This window comes from Streptomyces sp. NPDC059906 (assembly GCF_042730645.1).
In the GTDB taxonomy this organism is placed as follows: domain Bacteria; phylum Actinomycetota; class Actinomycetes; order Streptomycetales; family Streptomycetaceae; genus Streptomyces; species Streptomyces rubrogriseus.
Window position 1 is genome coordinate 1 of record NZ_JBHWKU010000059.1, and the last position, 19,125, is coordinate 19,125.

Genomic DNA, 19,125 nt, shown 5'->3' on the forward strand with positions numbered 1-19,125 from the left:
TTCCCCCCCCGCGGCGGCGCTCTCCGGCCGCCCCCCCCCCCCCGCCCCCCCCCCGACCCACCCACCGGACAAACGGCGCTACGCGCACCCCCACCCAACCCCCACAGGCCGCCGCAGGCACCCCGAACGGACGACTCCGGCCCCGCCCCCGCCACGGAAGAACGGCTTACTGTCCCCTTATGAGGGATCGTTTCACCCGTACGGATTAAAAGTGCCCAACGCGCCAGTTCGCGCCACCCATAGCCCCCTACGGTCGCCGAGTGATGAGGAGCAGTCCGGAAACCACGACTCGCACGACCGGCGCACACCGGGCGCACCGGGAAGCGCGCGACCGCACCGCGGCAAGGGCCCTGGCACAGCCGCCGGCGCAGCGCCCACCCGCGCGTTACGCCGCGTACGACGCGTATCTGGACGGCCTGTTCACGTACTGCCTGTCCGTGCTCTGCGACCACGACGCCGCGACCGCCGCCCTGGGCGACGTCCTCGCCATCGCCGAGCGCCGCGGCCACCGCGGCCCCGCCCCCGCGGCCGACCGCAGGGCCTGGCTGTACGCGCTGGCCCGCTGGGCCTGCCTGCGCAAGCTGGCCGAGGCCAAGCAGAAACGTCCGAGCAGCCACGCGGCGGGCCGCCCCGCAACCGCCCCCACCGCCCCCGCCACTCCCACCACCCCCACCACCCCCGCAAACGACGAGACCCACCAGCGGCACCGCACCGAACTCGCCCTCCTCGCCTGGCCGGAGGCCGCCGGCACGACCCCCGAGCAGCGCGAGGCCCTCGAACTCGCCGTGCGCCACCACCTCGCCCCCCACGAGGTCGCCGCCGTCCTCGGCACGGACCTCGCCGCCACCAGGGAACTGCTCGCCTCGGCCGCCTGCGAGGTGGAACGCACCCGAGCCGCCCTGGCCGTCGTGGAGACCGGCACCTGTGCCGGCGTCGCCCGCCTCACCGGCGACAACCGTTACGTCCTCAGCAGCGCCCTGCGCCGCGAGCTGGTCCGGCACGTCGACGACTGCCCCCGCTGCCGCCGCACCGCCGAGCGCGCGATCCCCGGCCGCTGGCCCGGCACCAGCGTCACCCCCGCCGAACTGCCCGTCCTGGAGGCCCCCCGCACCGCGCTGCACGTCGCCCTGGCCCACACCCCGCGCGCGCGGGGCGCCGCCCCCCGCTTCGACCGGCGCGGCTTCCCCATGGACCCCAAGGATCGCGCGGCCCGGCGGGACCGTCTGCGCGCCCGTGCCGTCACCACCACCGTCGTCGCCACCGTCGTAGCCGCCCCGGTGCTCGCTCTGTGGGCGGCCTACCGGGGGACCCCCGTAGTCGAGGGCGAGGAGGGCCGCTCGGCCAGCGCCAGCGAGGCGCAGGACCCGGACACCCCGGACGGCGAGTCGGCGGGCGGCGCCTACGGGTACGAGAACGCCGGCAACGCGAGCACCACCCCGGGCACCGGCTTCGGCGAGAAGGACGGAGCCGACGTCTCCGTGGAGGTCGTCGGAGTCTCCGGCACCGGTGGGAAGGGGGCAGGTCACCTGGAGGTGGCGGCGGACCACGACGGCGACACCACGCTGGTCACCCTGACCGCGACCGGCGACGCCCCGGTGCACTGGTCCGCGTCCGTCGCCGCCTCCTGGCTCTACCTGAGCCAGTCCTCGGGGACCCTGCGCCCCGGCGCGGCGGTGACGGTCAGGGTGTACGTCGACCACCTGCGCGAGCCGTCCGGCCGGTGGAGCGCACGGGTGGCCGTCTCGCCCGCCGGCGCCGTCGTGGCGATCGAGGGCTACGGCACCGCGCCCGCCCCGTCCCGCCCGGGCCCGCGCCCCGGCCCGCCCGACGACACGTCGTCCCCGTCCCACCCGGGCGGTGACCCGGACCCGGGCAGCCCGGACCCGTCACCGTCCACGTCGCAGCCGCCCGGCCCCACGCCCACCGGCGACCCGTCGCCGACGCAGCCCGACCCGGACCCGACGACGAACGAACCGTCCCCGACCGGTGGCACGGACGGCTCGTCCCCACCACCGAGCAACAGTGACAGCGGCACCCCGAGCCCGTCGGACTCGTAGACCGGCACGGAACGGGCGCCCCGGTCCGGGCCCCTGTCTCAGCGACCGGCGGCGGGATCCGCCGGATGCGGTGCCAGCAACGGCAGCCGCGAGGCCAGCCGCTCCTCGCACAGCTCGACCAGCCGGTCGTACCCCGCCTTGCCCATCAGCTCGACCAGCTCCGGCCGGTAGGAGACGTACACCGGGTCGCCCGCGCCGTGCGCCGAGGTCGCCGACGTGCACCACCAGTGCAGGTCGTGCCCGCCGGGACCCCACCCCCGCCGGTCGTACTCACCGATCGAGACCTGCAGTACGCGCGTGTCGTCGGGCCGGTCGATCCACTCGTACGTCCGCCGGACCGGCAGCTGCCAGCACACGTCCGGCTTGGTCTCCAGCGGCTCCCGGCCCTCCTTGAGCGCCAGGATGTGCAGCGAGCACCCCGCGCCGCCCGCGAACCCGGGCCGGTTCTGGAAGATGCACGAGCCCTGGAAGGGCCGGGTCTGCCGGGAGCCCTCGTCGTCCTCGGCGGTCCAGCCGTTCCGCGTGCCCTCGGCGTGGTGCTGCCAGATGTCCGGCGTGAGCCGCGCCACGTGCCCGGCGACCCGCTTCTCGTCGTCCTCGTCGGAGAAGTGCGCGCCCAGCGAGCAGCACCCGTCGTCCGCGCGGCCGGCCTGAATGCCCTGGCAGCCGCTGCCGAAGATGCAGTTCCAGCGGGAGGTCAGCCATGTCAGATCGCACCGGAAGACCTGCTCGTCGTCCGCCGGATCCGGGAACTCCACCCACGCGCGCGCGAAGTCGAGCCCCTTCTCGTCGCCCGCGATGTGCTTCTTGTCCTTCTTGGCCGACTTTTCGTCCTTCGCCTTTTTCGTCTTTGGCACGGTTCCAGGGTAAGTCGCCCGAGCGCGAGGACGGCACCACCGCGACCGCCGCTGGCAGTAGCGTTCCGTACATGAGACTCGGTGTCCTCGACGTGGGTTCGAACACGGTGCATCTGCTGGTGGTGGACGCGCACCCGGGCGCCCGCCCGCTGCCCGCCCACTCGCACAAGGTGGAACTGCGCCTCGCCCAGCTCCTCGACGAGGACGGGGCGATCGGCCCCGACGGTGTCGACCAGCTGGCCGCGGTCGTCCGGGAGGCGCTCCAGGCGGCCGAGGACAAGGGCGTCGAGGACCTCCTGCCGTTCGCCACCTCGGCCGTGCGCGAGGCGAGCAACGCCGACGACGTCCTCGCGCGCGTGCGCGCCGAGACCGGCGTCGAGCTGACCGTTCTGACCGGCGCGGAGGAGGCCCGGCTCACCTTCCTCGCCGCCCGCCGCTGGTTCGGCTGGTCCGCGGGCAGGCTGCTGGTCCTCGACATCGGCGGCGGCTCCCTGGAGATCGCGTACGGCATGGACGAGGAACCGGACGCCGCCGTGTCGCTGCCGCTCGGCGCGGGCCGGCTGACCGCGGCCCGGCTGCCCGACGACCCGCCCCACCCGGACGACGTCAGGGCACTGCGCCGCCACGTCCGTACGGAGATCGCCCGGACGGTCGGCGAGTTCAGCCGCCTCGGCGCCCCCGACCACGTGGTCGCCACCTCGAAGACCTTCCGGCAGCTGGCCCGCATCACCGGCGCCGCCCGCTCCACCGAGGGCCTCTACGTCCAGCGCGAGCTGAAGCGCGCCTCGCTGGAGGCCTGGGTGCCCCGCCTGGCCGCCATGACCAGCACCGAGCGCGCCGAGCTCCCCGGCGTCTCCGAGGGCCGGGCGCACCAGCTCCTGGCCGGCGCCCTGGTGGCCGAGGCCGCGATGGACCTCTTCCGCGTGGAGAGCCTGGAGATCTGCCCGTGGGCGCTCCGGGAGGGCGTGATCCTGCGCAGGCTGGATCACATGGGCCAGTAAGGACGCACGACCACCCACAACGCGCCCGCCCACACCCCCACCCCAGCCCCCCCCCGCCCCCACCTATGGCACTCACCACAACGCCGAACGGGCACCCCGCACCCACCCAACCCCACCCCGTAACCTGACCCCCGTGGCAAAACCAAGCGACGCCGTCCGCATCCAGGACACGAAGGTCGCCCTGTCGACGGCTTCCGTCTACCCGGAGTCGACGGCGACGGCCTTCGAGATCGCCGCCCGCCTCGGTTACGACGGCGTGGAGGTGATGGTCTGGACGGACCCGGTCAGCCAGGACATCGAGGCGCTGCGCAGGCTCAGCGACTACCACCGCATGCCGATACTCGCCGTGCACGCACCGTGTCTGCTCATCACCCAGCGCGTCTGGTCCACCGACCCCTGGGTCAAGCTCCAGCGCGCCCGCGCCGCCGCCGAGAAGCTCGGCGCGTCCACCGTCGTCGTGCACCCCCCGTTCCGCTGGCAGCGCCAGTACGCGCGGGACTTCGTCGACGGCATCTGGCGGATGGCCGACGAGACGGACGTCCGCTTCGCCGTCGAGAACATGTACCCCTGGCGCTACCGCGACCGCGAGATGCAGGCCTACGCCCCCGACTGGGACGTGACGAAGGACGACTACCGGCACTTCACGATCGACCTCAGCCACGCCGCGACCTCCCGCACCGACACCCTCGACATGATCGACCGCATGAGCGACCGCCTCGGTCACGTCCACCTGGCCGACGGCAAGGGCTCCGCCAAGGACGAGCACCTCGTCCCCGGCCGCGGCAACCAGCCCTGCGCCGAGGTGCTGGAGCGCCTCGCGCACACCGGCTTCGACGGCCACGTCGTCATCGAGGTCAACACCAGGCGCGCGATGTCCGGCGCCGAACGCGAGGCCGATCTCGCCGAGGCACTGGCCTTCACCCGCCTGCACCTGGCGCAGACCGTGCCCCCGGCACCGGGCGCCGCACACGCGGCGCGGACGGACCGCCGGTGAGCGACGACGCCAACGGGACTGGGACCGGGACCGGGGCAGGGACCGGGACCGGGGCCGGAGCCGCCCGCCGCCGCGGCCGCCCGCCCCGTACGGAGTCCGGGGACACCCGCGACCGCATCCTCACCACGGCCCGCGAGGAGTTCTCCGAGCGCGGCTACGAGAAGACGTCCGTGCGCGGCATCGCCAAGTCCGCGGGCGTGGACCCCGCGCTGGTGCACCACTACTTCGGCACCAAGGAGCAGGTCTTCGAGGCGGCCATCGAGGTCGCCTTCGCGCCCGCCATGGACGCCCCCGAGGCGATCGCCGACGGTCCCCTGGACGGGGTCGGCGAGCGTCTGACCCGCTTCATCCTCGGCGTCTGGGAGAACCCCGCCACCCGCACCCCCCTGCTGGCCATCCTCCGCTCGGCCGTGAACAACGAGACCGCCGCCGCCGTGTTCCGCCGGCTGATCGCCGCCCAGCTGCTGCGCCGGGTCGCCGCCCAGCTGAACCTGCCGGACGCGGAACTGCGCGTCGAACTGGCGGCGGCGCAGCTGGTGGGGTGCGCGATGCTCCGCTACGTGATCAAGGTGGAACCGCTGGCCTCGGCCGACCCGGAGCAGATCGTCGCCCGCCTGGCCCCGGTCGTACAGGGCCACCTCACCGGCCCCTGAGGATGGCTCCCGACGGCGTACGGCGAGACGCGCGTCCCGCATTCCGGACACCCCGTCCCGACCCCTGGATGACCGGCGTACGCTCGACGGCAGTCATAACTCTCCGAAGGAGCGAGCGACGATGCCCGAACTGAGGTCCCGCACAGTCACCCACGGCCGCAACATGGCGGGCGCCCGCGCCCTTATGCGTGCCTCCGGTGTACCCGGCGCGGACATCGGGCGGAAGCCGATCATCGCGGTCGCCAACAGCTTCACGGAGTTCGTGCCGGGCCACACGCACCTGGCCCCCGTCGGCCGCATCGTCAGCGAGGCGGTCACCGCGGTCGGCGGCATCCCGCGCGAGTTCAACACGATCGCCGTGGACGACGGCATCGCCATGGGCCACGGCGGCATGCTCTACAGCCTCCCCTCCCGCGACCTGATCGCGGACAGCGTGGAGTACATGGTCGAGGCCCACTGCGCCGACGCCCTGATCTGCATCTCCAACTGCGACAAGATCACGCCGGGCATGCTCAACGCGGCGCTCCGCCTGAACATCCCCACGGTCTTCGTCTCCGGCGGACCCATGGAGTCCGGCCGCGCCACCCTGGTCGACGGCACGGTCCGCACCCTCGACCTGGTCGACGCGATGTCGGAGGCGGTCAACGACAAGATCTCCGACGCGGACATCCTCCGCATCGAGGAGAACGCCTGCCCGACCTGCGGCTCCTGCTCCGGCATGTTCACCGCCAACTCGATGAACTGCCTGACCGAGGCCATCGGCCTCTCCCTGCCCGGCAACGGCTCGGTCCTGGCCACCCACACCGCCCGCAAGGCGCTCTACGAGAACGCCGCCCGCACGGTCCTCGACCTGACCCGCCGCTACTACGAGCAGGACGACGACTCGGTCCTGCCCCGCAACATCGCCACCCCCGCCGCCTTCGGCAACGCCATGGCGCTGGACATCGCGATGGGCGGCTCCACCAACACGATCCTGCACCTGCTGGCCGCCGCCCAGGAGGCGGAGGTCTCCTACGGCCTCGCCGAGATGGACGCCCTCTCGCGCAGCGTCCCCTGCCTGGCGAAGGTCGCGCCGAACGTCGCCAAGGACCGCACGTACTACATGGAGGACGTGCACCGCGCCGGCGGCATCCCCGCCCTCCTCGGCGAACTGCACCGCGGCGGCCTGCTCAACGAGGACGTGCACTCCGTCCACAGCCCGTCGCTGGCCGACTGGCTGAAGACCTGGGACGTGCGCGGCGGCTCCCCCTCCAAGGAGGCGGTGGAGCTGTGGCACGCGGCCCCCGGCTGCGTCCGCTCCGCCGAGGCCTTCTCCCAGTCCGAGCGCTGGGACACCCTGGACGAGGACGCCGAGGGCGGCTGCATCCGCTCCGTCGAGCACGCCTACTCCAAGGACGGCGGCCTCGCGGTCCTGCGCGGCAACCTCGCCGTCGACGGCTGCGTGGTCAAGACGGCCGGCGTCGACGAGTCCATCTGGACCTTCGAGGGCCCGGCGGTCGTCTGCGAGTCGCAGGAGGAGGCCGTCCAGAAGATCCTCACCCAGCAGGTCAAGGAGGGCGACGTCGTCGTCATCCGCTACGAGGGCCCCAAGGGCGGCCCCGGCATGCAGGAGATGCTCTACCCGACCTCGTACCTGAAGGGCCGCGGCCTCGGGAAGGCCTGCGCCCTGGTCACCGACGGCCGCTTCTCCGGCGGCACCTCGGGCCTGTCCATCGGTCACGCCTCGCCCGAGGCGGCGGCCGGCGGCACCATCGCCCTCGTCGAGGACGGCGACCGCATCCGCATCGACATCCCGAACCGCTCCATCGAGCTGCTCGTGGACGACGCCGAGCTGTCCCGCCGCGAGCAGGCCCTGGACGGCGTGTACGCCCCGAAGAACCGCGACCGCAAGGTCTCCGCGGCCCTCAAGGCGTACGCCGCGATGGCCACCAGCGCCGACAAGGGCGCGGTCCGCGACGTCAGCAAGCTGGGCTGAGACCCGCCGGGGGACCCGGGGCGAGTCACCAGCCCCCCGGGTCCCGCCCCGCCACCCCGAACACGGTCCCGTCGGGCGCCCCGGCGTACACGTGCCCGCCCGCGAGCAGCGGCGCGGGCAGTGACGCGGGCACCGTGTCGGAGTCGGCGCCGAGCCGGGGCCGGGTCTGCCCGAGGAGCCTGCCCTTGCGCGCGTCGACGCCGAGGAGCCGCCCGTCGGGCGCGGTGACGTACACGTGCCGCCCGTCGGAGACCGGCGCCGAGCCCCGGCTCACGCCCGTCTCCAGCCGCCAGGCCTGCTTCCCCGCCGCCATGTCGACGGCGACCAGCGACCCGCCCGCACCCATGAGGTACACGGTGTCCCCGTGCACGCCCGCCGACGCCGACGCCTGCTCGACCGGGATCGGCAGCGTCACCCGCCGGGTCGCCCCGGTGGCGGGCGTGTAGCGGACCACGGCCTTGACGTCGCCGTAGGCCGCCCCCTCGGCGACGAGGAACACGGAACCGTCCGCCGCCCCCACGGGCGTCAGCGCCCCCGCCAGCTCCGTGTCCCAGCGCACGTCCCCGCCGGCCGGGTCCACCGCGGTGACGTGGGTCCGGCGCCCGTCCGCGCTCTGGCTCGTCGCGTACGCCGCCGGATGCCGCTCCCCGGCGAACGAGGTGAAGTACGGCACCGCCTGCCCGGGGATCCGGTGCGTCCACCTCGTCCGCCCCGAGGCGCTGTCCACGCCGGTGACCGTCCCGTCGGCGCGGGTGAGCAGCAGCATGTCGCCGACGGTGCGCAGTCCGTCGTACGCGGGCATGTCCTCCTGCCACTCCGGCTCGCCCGTCGCGGGGTCGAGCGCCTCCAGCGGGCCCAGCAGGCCGACCTCGGGCTGCACGAGCCCGCCCGACACGATGGGCGGTTCGTTGCGCACGGCCTCCTCGACGGGGTGCCGCCACAGCGTGCTCCCGTCGGCCGGATCGAGGGCGAAGACCACGCCGGGCCGGGCGCACAGCAGCCGCCGCGCCGCGTACGAGCACTGCGGCATCCCGCCGCCCTTCGCCGCGGGCACCGCCTCCCACGCCCCGAACCCGCCCGGCGCACTCTGCGCGGTGGGCGTGCCCGCGGGCTCGGAACCGCCGAACGCCTGCACGGCGACGAGGCTCCCGACCACGGCGAGCCCCACCGCCCCGGCGACGAGCACCGACCGCTTCCCCAGCCGCCGCACGACCCGCCCGGACCGCCCGGACCGTTCGGACCGCCCGGACCGTTCGGACGGGTCGATCGGCTCGACGGAAGCCCGCGGGGCGGCTTCCGCACCGGCCTCCGCCGGGGTCTGGGCCCGCTCAGTCCGCGGTGCCGGTATGAACACCTGCGTGTCATAGGCCGCCGCGACCGACCGCAGCTCCCGCATCAACTCGTCCGGCGTCGGCCGGTCCTCCGGCTCCTTGGCGAGGCACCGCAGCACCAGCGGCGCCAGCGAGTCCGGTACGCCGGTCAGGTCGGGCTCGTCGTGCACGACCTGGTACGCGACGACGTAGGGGCTGTCGGAGTCGAAGGGCCCCCGCCCGGTCGCCGCGTGCACCATCAGCGAACCGAGGGTGAAGACGTCGGCCGCGGGCCCCACCTCCCGGGGCCGCCGGAACTGCTCGGGCGCCATGTACGGCGGCGTACCGATCAACTTCCCCGTCTCGGTGCGCAGCTCGCTGTCCTTTGGCCGGGAGATGCCGAAGTCGATGACCTTCGGACCGTCCTCGGCGAGCAGGACGTTGCTCGGTTTGAGGTCCCGGTGCACGACGCCGACCCGGTGGATGTCGCGCAGCGCCTCGGCGAGTCCGGCCATCAGCCGCCGCAGCTGGGGCTCGTCCATCGGCCCGTTCCGCTTCACCTGCTCCGAGAGTGTCGGACCGGGGATGAACAGCGTCGCCATCCAGGGCCGTCCGGCCTCCGGATCGGCGTCCACGACCGGTGCCGTGAAGGCCCCGCTCACCCGCCGGGCCGCCGCCACCTCCTGCCGGAAACGCCCCCTGAACTCGGGGTCCCTGGCATACGTCGCGTGCACGACCTTGACCGCGACGCGCATCCCGGAGGTGCTGCGGGCCAGGTGTACGACGCCCATGCCGCCCGAGCCGAGGCGGGACTCCAGCCGGTAGTGGCCGGCGTACTCCGGAAGTTCCGCTTCCGCGTCCGCTCCGGCATCCCGCTGCGGCGCCATGGAACCACCCCCGTGCTGTTCGTTCGCGCGAGCGATGCTCGGAGCCTAGTCGATGGGGCGTACGGGACAGAGGCGGCCTGCCGACTCGCGTGTGCGAGTTGCGAACTGGCGTTTCATGGCTTGTTCTTGGGGTATCAACGGTGCCCCGCGAAAGTCGCGGGGTGTTCAACGGGGGGAGTTTCTTCATGTCTGTCGAAAAGGCAGGGGGCGAGGGAGTCGTCGCGGCGGCGGCCCTGCGCTCCTACCCGGTCGCGCCGGGCTACCGCCTGAACGTGCGCAGCGGCCCGGGCACCAACTACTCCGTGGTGCGGGTCCTGGCCGAGGGCTCCAGGGTCACGATCAACTGCCAGCGCACGGGTCAGTGGGTCTCCGGCCCCTACGGCACCTCGAACATCTGGGACAGCATCGGCAGCGGCCAGTACGTCTCCGACGCGTACATCCTCACGGGCAGCGACGGCTGGGTGGCCCCGCGCTGCTGACCTTGTAACAGGGATGTCTTGAGGACGTACTAGGAGGTTGCCGAGGGGAACGGTGTGCCGGGCCGAGCGGCTCTTGGTGATCAGAAGCGCCGCTCGCACCGATGGGTACGGGCGGACCGGCACGCCAACCGATCGATCCTGAGGTAGACAACGATGCGCGTTCGCAAGCTGACCATCGCCGCCATGGCCCTCGCCGCCGGTCTCTCGCTCACGGCCTGCCAGAACGACGACGACGCCGCGGGCCAGAGCACCGCTCCGCCGGCCGCCTCCACCGCGGCCTCCTCGGACGGCGGCTCGGGTTCGGACTCCGCGGAGTCGCCCAACGGGACCGGCGGCACCGAGGGGACGGAGGGCTCGGGCGGCACCGGCGGCACCGGCGGCACCGGCGGTAACGCTGGCACCGACGGGGCCGGCGAGGACGGCAAGGCCGCCAAGTGCAGCACCGACGAGCTGGAGATCACGGCGATCGACGCCACCGTCGGCGGCGACGCCGAGGGGACCGTCGCGGTCGACCTGAAGAACGGCGGCGGCCGGGACTGCTCCATGGCGGGCTACGCGGGCGTCGACCTGAAGACGAACTCGGGCACCGTGTCCGCCGAGCGCACGGGCGACCCGGCCCCCAGGATCGTCCTCAAGGACGGGGAGACGGTGACCTTCGGCATCACCTACCCGATCAACGACTCGGGCGGGTCCGGCGTCCGCATCACCGGCCTGGTGGTGACCCCGCCCGACGAGACGAAGTCGGTCACCCTCGACTGGCCGGGCGGCTCCTCGCTGCCGGTCACGGACGGCTCCGGCACTCCGGTGCGGGTCGGCCCGCTCGGCAGCGCCGGCCAGGGCGGCTGACCGCACCGCACGCCCGGGCAGGCGCGGGCCATAATCGACGCGTGAGCGCAGAGAACGGCAAGAACGGCATCCCGGACACCCAGGCGGGCCCCCGCCCCGAACCCCTCCGGTTCTACGGCACGACCTGGGTGAACCACGACGACGGCTACGCCGCCCGCCGGGCGGGCCTCGCCGTGGGCTCGCTCGCCGTGGCGGCCGCCGCCTGCTTCGTGCTCCGCGTCGCCTACCAGGGCCTCCAGATCGCCGACATCGGCAGCTTCGTCTCGCTGCTGATGATCGTGATGTTCGCGATCTGCAGCGCCCTGGCCTTCCGCCACACCTGGTCCGGCTTCACCAGCCGCCCCGACCCCGACCGCCAGGCCTCCATGCGCGGCCTGCTCGCCATCGGCTTCGTCGGCTCCCTCCTCGCCTACTTCTTCCGCACCTTCACCGAGGCCCCGGGCGAGAAACTGCACCGCGCGGAGTACGACAGGGCCCGCGAGGAGTACGAGAAGCGCACCACCCGCCGCTCGGGCAACCCGACGAAGAGGCGCCGCCGGAAGTAACGCCCCCCCGGCCCCAAGCGACCGACGCTCCGACCGGCAGACCGGCAGACCGGCAGACCGGCAGACCGGCAGACCGGCAGACCGGCAGACCGGCAGACCGGCAGACCGGCCGACCCGGCCGACCCGGCCGACCCGGCCGACCCGGCACACCCGGCCGACCCGGCCGACCGAGCGGACCGGGTCGAGCGACCGTCGGGCCAACCGACGGTCGTACCGGTCGGCCGACCTACCGGCCGAGTGGCCGAGGTAGACCACCGAGGGCCCGGAGGCCCCTTCCCGCGGCCCCCGCGGCGTCCCTCCCATAAATCCGCGCCGCTGGGAGTAGCGGCCTGCGGGCCGAGTGGTCGAGCGACCGTCGTGCCGACCGACCGACCGACCCAACCGAGCGGACCGGGCCGCGCGACCGTCGGGCCAACCGACGGTCCGGCCGCCCGGCCCCTGACCGGCTGAGTGGCCGACGCGTGCCGAGGGCCCGGAGGCCCCCTCCCGCGGCCCCCGCGGCGTCCCTCCCGTAAATCCGCGTCGCCGGAAGTAGCGGCCCGCGCGGGCCGACCGTCCGCGCGGCCGACCGTCCGAGCGGCCGACCGGACCGAGGGCCCCTCCGCGCGGCCCTCCCGTAAACCCCTTCGCCCCGCCGATCCACCGGGCCACCATGGCCGTATGACGACACCTCCGCAGGCCGACCACAGCGCCCGGGCCCATTCCTTCAACGCGGCCGCGGCTCAGTACGCCGCCAACCGCCCCTCCTACCCGTCCGCCCTCTTCGACGCGCTGGAGGAGCTGACCGGCCGTCCCCTCAAGGGCTCCCGCGTCGTGGACGTCGGCGCCGGTACGGGTCTCGCCACCGCCCGCCTGCACGAGCGCGGCGCAGACGTGATCGCCGTCGAACCCGGCGCCGGCATGGCCGCCGAGTTCCGCCGGAGCCTCCCCGGCGTCCCCGTGGTGCGCGGCAACGGCAACGCCCTGCCCCTCGCCGACCACAGCGCCGACCTGCTCGCCTACGCCCAGTCCTGGCACTGGACCGACCCCGCCCTGGCCGTCCCGGAGGCGCTGCGCGTGCTGCGGCCGGGCGGCGCGCTGGCGCTGTGGTGGAACACCGACGCCCACGACGTGCCGTGGATCGCGGACTCGGGACGCCGCATCGACCGGCACTTCGCCGGCCTGAACCTCTCCGCCGAGAAACGGAACTTCGACGCCCGCTTCGCCGACCCCACCGGGAACCTGGACTTCGTCCACCACGAGATCCGCTGGAGCCGTCGCGTCCCCCTCGACACCCACCTGGCCAACCTCGGCAGCCACTCGGTCTTCCTGACCGACACCGAGGAACGCGCCACGGCCTTCTTCGCCGAGGAGCGCCGACACCTGCTGGCCGCCTTCCCGGACGGCCTGGTCGAGGAAACGTACGACGTCCACCTCCTCCTCGCCCCGACGCCGACGACCTGACGGTCCTGACGGCCCTGACGACGTGGCAGCGCGCCGCCCTGGTGACCGGTGGCCCGCTGCCCCGCCGTGCTTGACGTCGCGAGGGCCCAGGAGGAGTATTCATCACATGATGAATTACTTGCCGGAGCACTCCTCCCGGCCGCCCGAAGGGCAAGGCGGCGCCCCCGCCCCGCCCGCCGTCCACGCCGAAGACCTCACCGTCGTCCGCGGCCCCCGCACCGTCCTGCGGGGCCTCGGCTTCACCGTCCCGCGCGGTCGGATCACCGGCCTCCTCGGCCCCTCCGGCTGCGGCAAGTCGACGCTGATGCGGGCGATCGTCGGCACCCAGGCCAAGGTCACCGGCACCCTGGACGTCCTCGGCCGCCCGGCCGGCCACCCGGCCCTGCGCACCCGCATCGGCTACGTCACCCAGGCCCCCTCCGTCTTCGACGACCTGACCGTCCGCCAGAACCTGGACTACTTCGCCGAGATCCTCGACCCCGGCCGGGCAGCCTCCGACCGCCGCCGCGAGGACGTCAGCCGCGTCATCGCCGACGTCGACCTCACCACCCACGCCGACGCCCTGGCCGGCAACCTCTCCGGCGGCCAGCGCAGCCGGGTCTCACTCGCCGTGGCCCTCCTGGGCGCCCCCGAACTCCTCGTCCTCGACGAACCGACGGTCGGCCTCGACCCGGTACTCCGCCGCGACCTGTGGACCCTCTTCCACTCCATCGCCGCCGACCGCGGCGCCACCCTCCTCGTCTCCTCCCACGTCATGGACGAGGCCGAGCGCTGCCACCGGCTGCTCCTGATGCGCGAGGGCGAGGTCCTCGCCGACGACACCCCCGACGCCCTGCGCACCCGTACCGGCTCCGAGACGGTCGAGGAAGCCTTCCTCCACCTGGTCGACAAGGCGAAGGCGAAGGCGAAGGCGAAGGCGGCGCCCCGTACGAAGGAGACCACCCGATGACCACCCCCACGGCCCCCACGGCCCCCGCACCCGCCCTCACCCCGGCCCCCACCCGCCCCCTGAGCCTCTCCCGCACCACGGCCACGGCGACCCGCGTCCTGCGCCAGCTGAGCCACGACCCCCGCACCATCGCGCTCCTGATGCTGATCCCCTGCGTGATGCTCTTCCTGCTGCGCTACGTCTTCGACGGCAGCCCGCGCACCTTCGACAACATCGGCGCCTCACTCCTCGGCATCTTCCCGCTGATCACGATGTTCCTGGTCACGTCCATCGCGACGCTGCGCGAGCGCACCTCCGGCACCCTCGAACGCCTCCTCGCCATGCCCCTCGGCAAAGGCGACCTCATCGCGGGATACGCCCTCGCCTTCGGCGCCCTCGCCATCGTCCAGTCGGCCCTCGCCACCGGCCTGGCGGTCTGGTTCCTGGGCCTGGACGTGACGGGCAGCCCCTGGCTCCTCCTCCTGGTCGCCCTGCTCGACGCCCTCCTGGGCACCGCACTCGGCCTCTTCGTCTCGGCCTTCGCGGCCTCGGAATTCCAGGCGGTCCAGTTCATGCCGGCAGTGATCTTCCCCCAGCTCCTCCTCTGCGGCCTCTTCACCCCGCGCGACAACATGCACCCCGCCCTGGAGGCCGTCTCCGACGTCCTGCCCATGTCCTACGCCGTCGACGGCATGAACGAGGTCCTGCGCCACACCGACATGACCACCGCCTTCGTCCGCGACGCCCTGATCGTCGCCGGCTGTGCCCTCCTGGTCCTGGCCCTGGGAGCGGCCACGTTGAAACGCCGAACGGCATGATCAGCCCGTTGGGGGTGCCCCCTCTGGGGGAGTTTGAGGACGAGGCCGTCCAGGCCGAAAGGCGGGGGCCCGGGGGCGGCAGCCCCCAGGGATGGGAACGGGAACGGGAACGGGAACGGGAAGGTGCGGCGGGGGCGAAAACCCGAACCGCACCACCCACCCGCATCCCGCAAGCCGAATCCCGCGGACTGGACGCGCAACCCCCACCCGCACCCGCAGTGCGAGGATGACCCCGGACCACGCGCACACCCCGGAGGGCACCACACCCATGACCCAGAAAGTCGCAGTCCTCGGCACCGGCAAGATCGGCGAAGCCCTGCTCAGCGGCATGATCGGAGCCGGCTGGGCCCCCGCCGACCTCCTGGTCACCGCCCGCCGCCGGGAACGGGCCGACGAACTCCGCGCCCGCCACGGAGTCACCCCCGTCACCAACGCCGAGGCCGCCAAGACCGCCGACACCCTGATCCTCACGGTCAAGCCCCAGGACATGGGTACCCTCCTCGACGAACTCGCCCCGCACGTCCCGGCCGACCGCCTGGTCATCAGCGGCGCCGCGGGCATCCCCACCGCGTTCTTCGAGGAACGCCTCGCCCCCGGCACCCCGGTCGTCCGCGTCATGACGAACACCCCGGCCCTCGTCGACGAGGCCATGTCCGTCATCTCGGCCGGCACCCACGCGACCGCGGCCCACCTGACCCACACCGAGGAGATCTTCGGCGCCGTCGGCAAGACCCTCCGCGTCCCCGAGTCCCAGCAGGACGCCTGCACCGCCCTTTCCGGGTCGGGACCGGCGTACTTCTTCTACCTGGTCGAGGCCATGACCGACGCCGGCATCCTCCTCGGCCTGCCCCGCGACAAGGCCCACGACCTGATCGTGCAGTCGGCGATCGGCGCGGCGAAGATGCTCCGCGACAGCGGCGAACACCCGGTCAAGCTCCGCGAGAACGTCACCTCCCCCGCCGGCACCACCATCAACGCGATCCGCGAACTGGAGAACCACGGCGTCCGCGCCGCCCTCATCGCCGCGCTGGAGGCCGCCCGCGACCGCAGCCGCGAACTGGCCTCCGGCACCAAGGACTGACCACCCCGGCAGCCCCACGGCGTCAACACCACCGGGTCACCACCGGGTCAACACCCGGCCAGGATCTCCTCCGTCGTCACCACCCGGGCGAACCCGCCCCCGTGCAGCGACACCGCCGACGCCCGCGCCAGCTCGTCCGCGCTCTGCCGCCAGCCGAAGGGCCCCTCCAGGCCGAAGGTGTACGTCGCGTCCAACGGGACCACCACCTCGTACCCGAGGTTCCCGCCCATCCGCGCCGTCGTCTCGACGCACATGTTCGTCTGGATGCCGGCCAGCACGAGCTGCCGGATCCCCGCCGCCCGCAGCCAGGCGCCCAGGTCCGGCGCGCCGAGGAACGCCGAGTTCACGCTCTTCGTGACCAGCAGCTCGGCCCCGCCCCCCTTCCCGCGCCGCTGCTCCACGTACTCCTTGAACCCGTTGCCCTCGTACCCCTCCCGCAACGGCGACCCGGCGTGCACCGAGTCGTGCCGCACGAAGACGACCGGCCGCCCGGCCGACTGCCACGCGTCGATGAGCGCGGCGATGTTGTCGTCCGCCGCCGGGTTGTTGCGCGTACCCCAGAAGTCGACCTCCTCGAAGCCCTTCTGTACGTCCACGACCACCAGTGCTGCGTTCTCAGCGATGTCCATGCCCCGATCGTGCCGCCCGGGCCCGCCACGCCCCAGAGGTCCGGAAGTCGGCGATCGATGGTTTACTGCCAGCCATGGCAGGAGCAGCAGCGAGTGCGGCGGCGCCCTACCGCGTGGCCCTCGTCGCCTTCCCCGGCATCCGGGCCTTCGACGTCGCCGTCATCACCGAGGTCTGGGGCACCGACCGCACCGACCGCGGCGCCCCCGCCTTCGACCTGCGCCGCGTCGCCGCCGACGGCACCACCGCGGTCCCGATGCGCGGCGGCCTCGCCCTCCACCCCGACCGTCCCCTCGACTGGCTGGCGCAAGCCGACCTCGTCGTCGTCCCCGGCCTCGACGACCACCTCACCCCGGCCCCCGCCCCGGTCCTCGCCGCCCTCCGCCGCGCCCACGACGGCGGCACCACCGTCGCCGCCCTGTGCGGAGGCGCCTTCACCCTCGCCCAGGCCGGGCTGCTCGACGGCCGCCGCGCCATCACGCACTGGCGCCTGCTCGACCTCCTGCGGACCCATCACCCCCGGGTCACGGTCGTCCCGGACGCCCTCTTCATCGAGGACGGCAACATCTGGACCGCCGCCGGCACCGCAGCCGGCATCGACCTCTGCCTCCACCTGGTCCGCCTGGCCCACGGCGCCGAGGCCGCCGCCACCATCGCCCGCTCGATGGTCACCGCACCCTTCCGCACCGGGACCCAGGCCCAGTTCATCGAGCACCCCACCCACCACGCGGACCGCGACGCCGACGCCCTCGCCGGCGTCCGCGAACACGCCCTGCGCCACCTCGACGAGCCCCTCACGGTCGCCGACCTGGCCGCGCGGGCCGGCATGTCCCCGCGCTCCTTCGCCCGCCACTTCGCGGCGGCCACCGGCACCACCCCGCTGCGCTGGCTCCTGGACCAGCGCATCGCCGCGGCCCAGAAGCTCCTCGAACGCACCGACCTGCCCATGCCCGAGGTCGCCCGCCGGGCGGGGTTCGGCAGCGAGGTCATGATGCGCCAGCACTTCGCAGCACGCCTCGCCACCAGCCCCCGCGCCTACCGCGCCGCGTTCACCGGAGGCAGCAGCCCGATCGCCCGGTAGGCCGCGTCCACGGTCGGCCGCGCCATCGCCCGGGCCTTCTCGGCCCCCTCCCGGAGCACGCCGTCGACGTACCCGGGATCGGCGGACAGCTCCATGTGCCGCTCCCGCACGGGCCGCAGCATCTCGACGACCGCCTCCGCGGTGTCCTTCTTCAACGCGCCGTACGAGTCGTACCCGCCGGCCAGCTCCGCAGGCTCCCCACCCGTGCAGGCGGCGAGAATCTCCAGCAGATTCGCGAGCCCGGCCCGCTCCTCCCGGTCGTAGACGACGTCCCGCCCGCTGTCGGTCACGGCCCGCCCGACCTTCTTCCGCACCACGTCCGGCTCGTCCAGCAGATAGACGATCCCCGGTCCGGTGTCGTCGCTCTTCCCCATCTTCGACGCGGGCTCCTGCAGGTTCATCACCCGAGCCGCCACCGCCGGACCGGTCGCCCGCGGCACCACGAACGTGTGCCCGTACCGCTGGTTGAACCGCACCGCGAGATCCCGCGCCAGCTCGACATGCTGCGTCTGGTCCTCCCCGACCGGCACCTCGTCCGTCCCGTAGGCCAGGATGTCGGCCGCCATCAGCACGGGATACGTGAGCAGCGACAGCCGCACACTCCCGCCCCGGACCCGCTCCCGCGCGGCCTTTTCCTTGTACTGGATCATCCGCCGCATCTCCCCGTCGGTCGCCACGCACTCCAGTACGTACGACAGCCGGGCGTGCTCGTCCACGTGACTCTGCACGAAGACGGTGCACAGCTCGGGATCCAGCCCCGCCGCCAGCAACAGCGACGCCGCCTGCCGGCTGAGTCTGCGCACCCGCGCCGGATCGTGGTCCACGGTCAGCGCGTGCAGGTCGACGACGCAGAACAGCGCGTCGGACCGGTGCTGGTCCACCGCGGCCCACCGCCGCATGGCGCCCAGGTAGTTCCCCAGCGTCAGGTGCCCGGTCGGCTTGACCCCACTGAAGACCCGTGTCATCTCTCCACCTCCTGGTCAGGGCCGCCGCCATCCGCCGGCCGCCCCTCCTGAAGGGAGATACGAGAACGGCCGCCGAAGCGGCGGCCGTCGAGTGCATACGTGTGTACGGCCGCCGTCAGGCGGCCCACCAGAGCTGGGTACACGTACGCGTCATCACGCACCCCACACTACGCCCCTGGAGGCCGAACGACCCGGGATTTGACACGCCCCTCCCACCCTCCTAGTGTTCTCCGAGTTGTCCGACGTGAGCGCCGACCCCGGTCGGTCCCCGGACAGCGATTCCGCAAGTACTCACCACTCTTCGACGAGAGTCGCGTTGTCGGCGTCGTCGTTCTGCCGGTGCGCGTATTAACGGAATGAGGAATCCACGTTCGAAAGAACGCGGCCCCCGATTAGCTCGGGAGCCGGGAGTCCGCTAGAGTCTCACCTCGTTGAAACGGCCCAACGGCCGCGGAGACAACCCCCTCTGACGGGGAATCAGGGCCCGAAAGGATCTGATAGAGTCGGAACCGCCGGAAAGGGAAACGCGAAAGCGGGAACCTGGAAAGCACCGAGGAAATCGGATCGGAAAGATCTGA

General features: G+C 73.2%; 17 protein-coding genes. 13 read left to right on the plus strand and 4 right to left on the minus strand.

Going from position 1 to position 19,125, the window contains the following annotated elements; all coding sequences use genetic code 11:
* The first annotated feature begins 263 nt into the window (after window positions 1-263).
* A complete protein-coding gene (locus tag ACFV9J_RS39850) occupies window positions 264-2,057 on the plus strand; it encodes a hypothetical protein (RefSeq protein WP_385363036.1) in 1,794 nt (597 codons plus the stop codon).
* Window positions 2,058-2,095: 38 nt separating this feature from the next.
* On the opposite strand, the gene ACFV9J_RS39855 is transcribed toward ACFV9J_RS39850, so the two are convergent.
* The gene (locus tag ACFV9J_RS39855; RefSeq protein WP_385363038.1) at window positions 2,096-2,914 is read right to left on the minus strand and encodes a hypothetical protein; all 819 of its coding nucleotides are present in this window, start codon (window positions 2,912-2,914) and stop codon (window positions 2,096-2,098) included.
* 71 nt (window positions 2,915-2,985) lie between these two features.
* On the opposite strand from ACFV9J_RS39855, the gene ACFV9J_RS39860 reads away from it, so the two are divergent.
* From ACFV9J_RS39860 to ilvD, 4 genes are all read left to right on the plus strand, one after another.
* Entirely contained in the window at window positions 2,986-3,915 is a 930-nt protein-coding gene (locus tag ACFV9J_RS39860; RefSeq protein WP_385363040.1) for a Ppx/GppA family phosphatase, read from the plus strand.
* A 133-nt stretch (window positions 3,916-4,048) separates the two neighbouring features.
* Entirely contained in the window at window positions 4,049-4,909 is an 861-nt protein-coding gene (locus ACFV9J_RS39865) for a sugar phosphate isomerase/epimerase (RefSeq protein ID WP_109029480.1), read from the plus strand.
* Window positions 4,906-5,562: a TetR family transcriptional regulator gene (locus ACFV9J_RS39870; RefSeq protein ID WP_385363042.1), complete on the plus strand. Its 657-nt coding sequence runs from the start codon at window positions 4,906-4,908 to the stop codon at window positions 5,560-5,562. Before ACFV9J_RS39865 ends, ACFV9J_RS39870 begins: the two co-directional genes overlap by 4 nt.
* Before the next feature lie 121 nt (window positions 5,563-5,683).
* Window positions 5,684-7,537: a dihydroxy-acid dehydratase gene (gene ilvD / locus ACFV9J_RS39875; RefSeq protein ID WP_385363044.1), complete on the plus strand. Its 1,854-nt coding sequence runs from the start codon at window positions 5,684-5,686 to the stop codon at window positions 7,535-7,537.
* Between the two features lie 25 nt (window positions 7,538-7,562).
* On the opposite strand, the gene ACFV9J_RS39880 is transcribed toward ilvD, so the two are convergent.
* Window positions 7,563-9,734: a serine/threonine-protein kinase gene (locus tag ACFV9J_RS39880; RefSeq protein WP_385363046.1), complete on the minus strand. Its 2,172-nt coding sequence runs from the start codon at window positions 9,732-9,734 to the stop codon at window positions 7,563-7,565.
* A gap of 185 nt (window positions 9,735-9,919) precedes the next feature.
* On the opposite strand from ACFV9J_RS39880, the gene ACFV9J_RS39885 reads away from it, so the two are divergent.
* The 7 genes from ACFV9J_RS39885 (at window position 9,920) to proC (ending at window position 15,874) form a co-directional block, all read left to right on the plus strand.
* A complete protein-coding gene (locus ACFV9J_RS39885; RefSeq protein ID WP_385363048.1) occupies window positions 9,920-10,213 on the plus strand; it encodes an SH3 domain-containing protein in 294 nt (97 codons plus the stop codon).
* Between the two features lie 153 nt (window positions 10,214-10,366).
* Window positions 10,367-11,059 (plus strand): DUF4232 domain-containing protein, encoded by a 693-nt coding sequence (locus tag ACFV9J_RS39890; RefSeq protein ID WP_385363050.1) that lies wholly within the window; start codon window positions 10,367-10,369, stop codon window positions 11,057-11,059.
* 41 nt (window positions 11,060-11,100) lie between these two features.
* On the plus strand, window positions 11,101-11,604 hold the full coding sequence (locus tag ACFV9J_RS39895; RefSeq protein ID WP_385363052.1) for an EamA/RhaT family transporter: 504 nt from the start codon (window positions 11,101-11,103) through the stop codon (window positions 11,602-11,604).
* 660 nt (window positions 11,605-12,264) lie between these two features.
* Window positions 12,265-13,047, plus strand: coding sequence for a class I SAM-dependent methyltransferase (locus ACFV9J_RS39900; RefSeq protein ID WP_385363054.1), 783 nt, complete (start codon window positions 12,265-12,267; stop codon window positions 13,045-13,047).
* Window positions 13,048-13,153: 106 nt separating this feature from the next.
* Window positions 13,154-13,996 (plus strand): ABC transporter ATP-binding protein, encoded by an 843-nt coding sequence (locus ACFV9J_RS39905; RefSeq protein ID WP_385363056.1) that lies wholly within the window; start codon window positions 13,154-13,156, stop codon window positions 13,994-13,996.
* On the plus strand, window positions 13,993-14,793 hold the full coding sequence (locus tag ACFV9J_RS39910) for an ABC transporter permease (RefSeq protein ID WP_385363058.1): 801 nt from the start codon (window positions 13,993-13,995) through the stop codon (window positions 14,791-14,793). Before ACFV9J_RS39905 ends, ACFV9J_RS39910 begins: the two co-directional genes overlap by 4 nt.
* A 268-nt stretch (window positions 14,794-15,061) precedes the next feature.
* Entirely contained in the window at window positions 15,062-15,874 is an 813-nt protein-coding gene (gene proC / locus ACFV9J_RS39915; RefSeq protein ID WP_385363060.1) for a pyrroline-5-carboxylate reductase, read from the plus strand.
* Between the two features lie 47 nt (window positions 15,875-15,921).
* Here the strand turns inward: proC and ACFV9J_RS39920 are convergent, their stop codons facing one another.
* Window positions 15,922-16,503: a cysteine hydrolase family protein gene (locus ACFV9J_RS39920; protein WP_385363062.1), complete on the minus strand. Its 582-nt coding sequence runs from the start codon at window positions 16,501-16,503 to the stop codon at window positions 15,922-15,924.
* A 74-nt stretch (window positions 16,504-16,577) separates the two neighbouring features.
* On the opposite strand from ACFV9J_RS39920, the gene ACFV9J_RS39925 reads away from it, so the two are divergent.
* The gene (locus tag ACFV9J_RS39925) at window positions 16,578-17,582 is read left to right on the plus strand and encodes a GlxA family transcriptional regulator (protein WP_385363064.1); all 1,005 of its coding nucleotides are present in this window, start codon (window positions 16,578-16,580) and stop codon (window positions 17,580-17,582) included.
* On the opposite strand, the gene trpS is transcribed toward ACFV9J_RS39925, so the two are convergent.
* A complete protein-coding gene (gene trpS / locus ACFV9J_RS39930; protein ID WP_385363066.1) occupies window positions 17,537-18,547 on the minus strand; it encodes a tryptophan--tRNA ligase in 1,011 nt (336 codons plus the stop codon). The genes ACFV9J_RS39925 and trpS overlap by 46 nt on opposite strands.
* Window positions 18,548-19,125 lie beyond the last annotated feature (578 nt).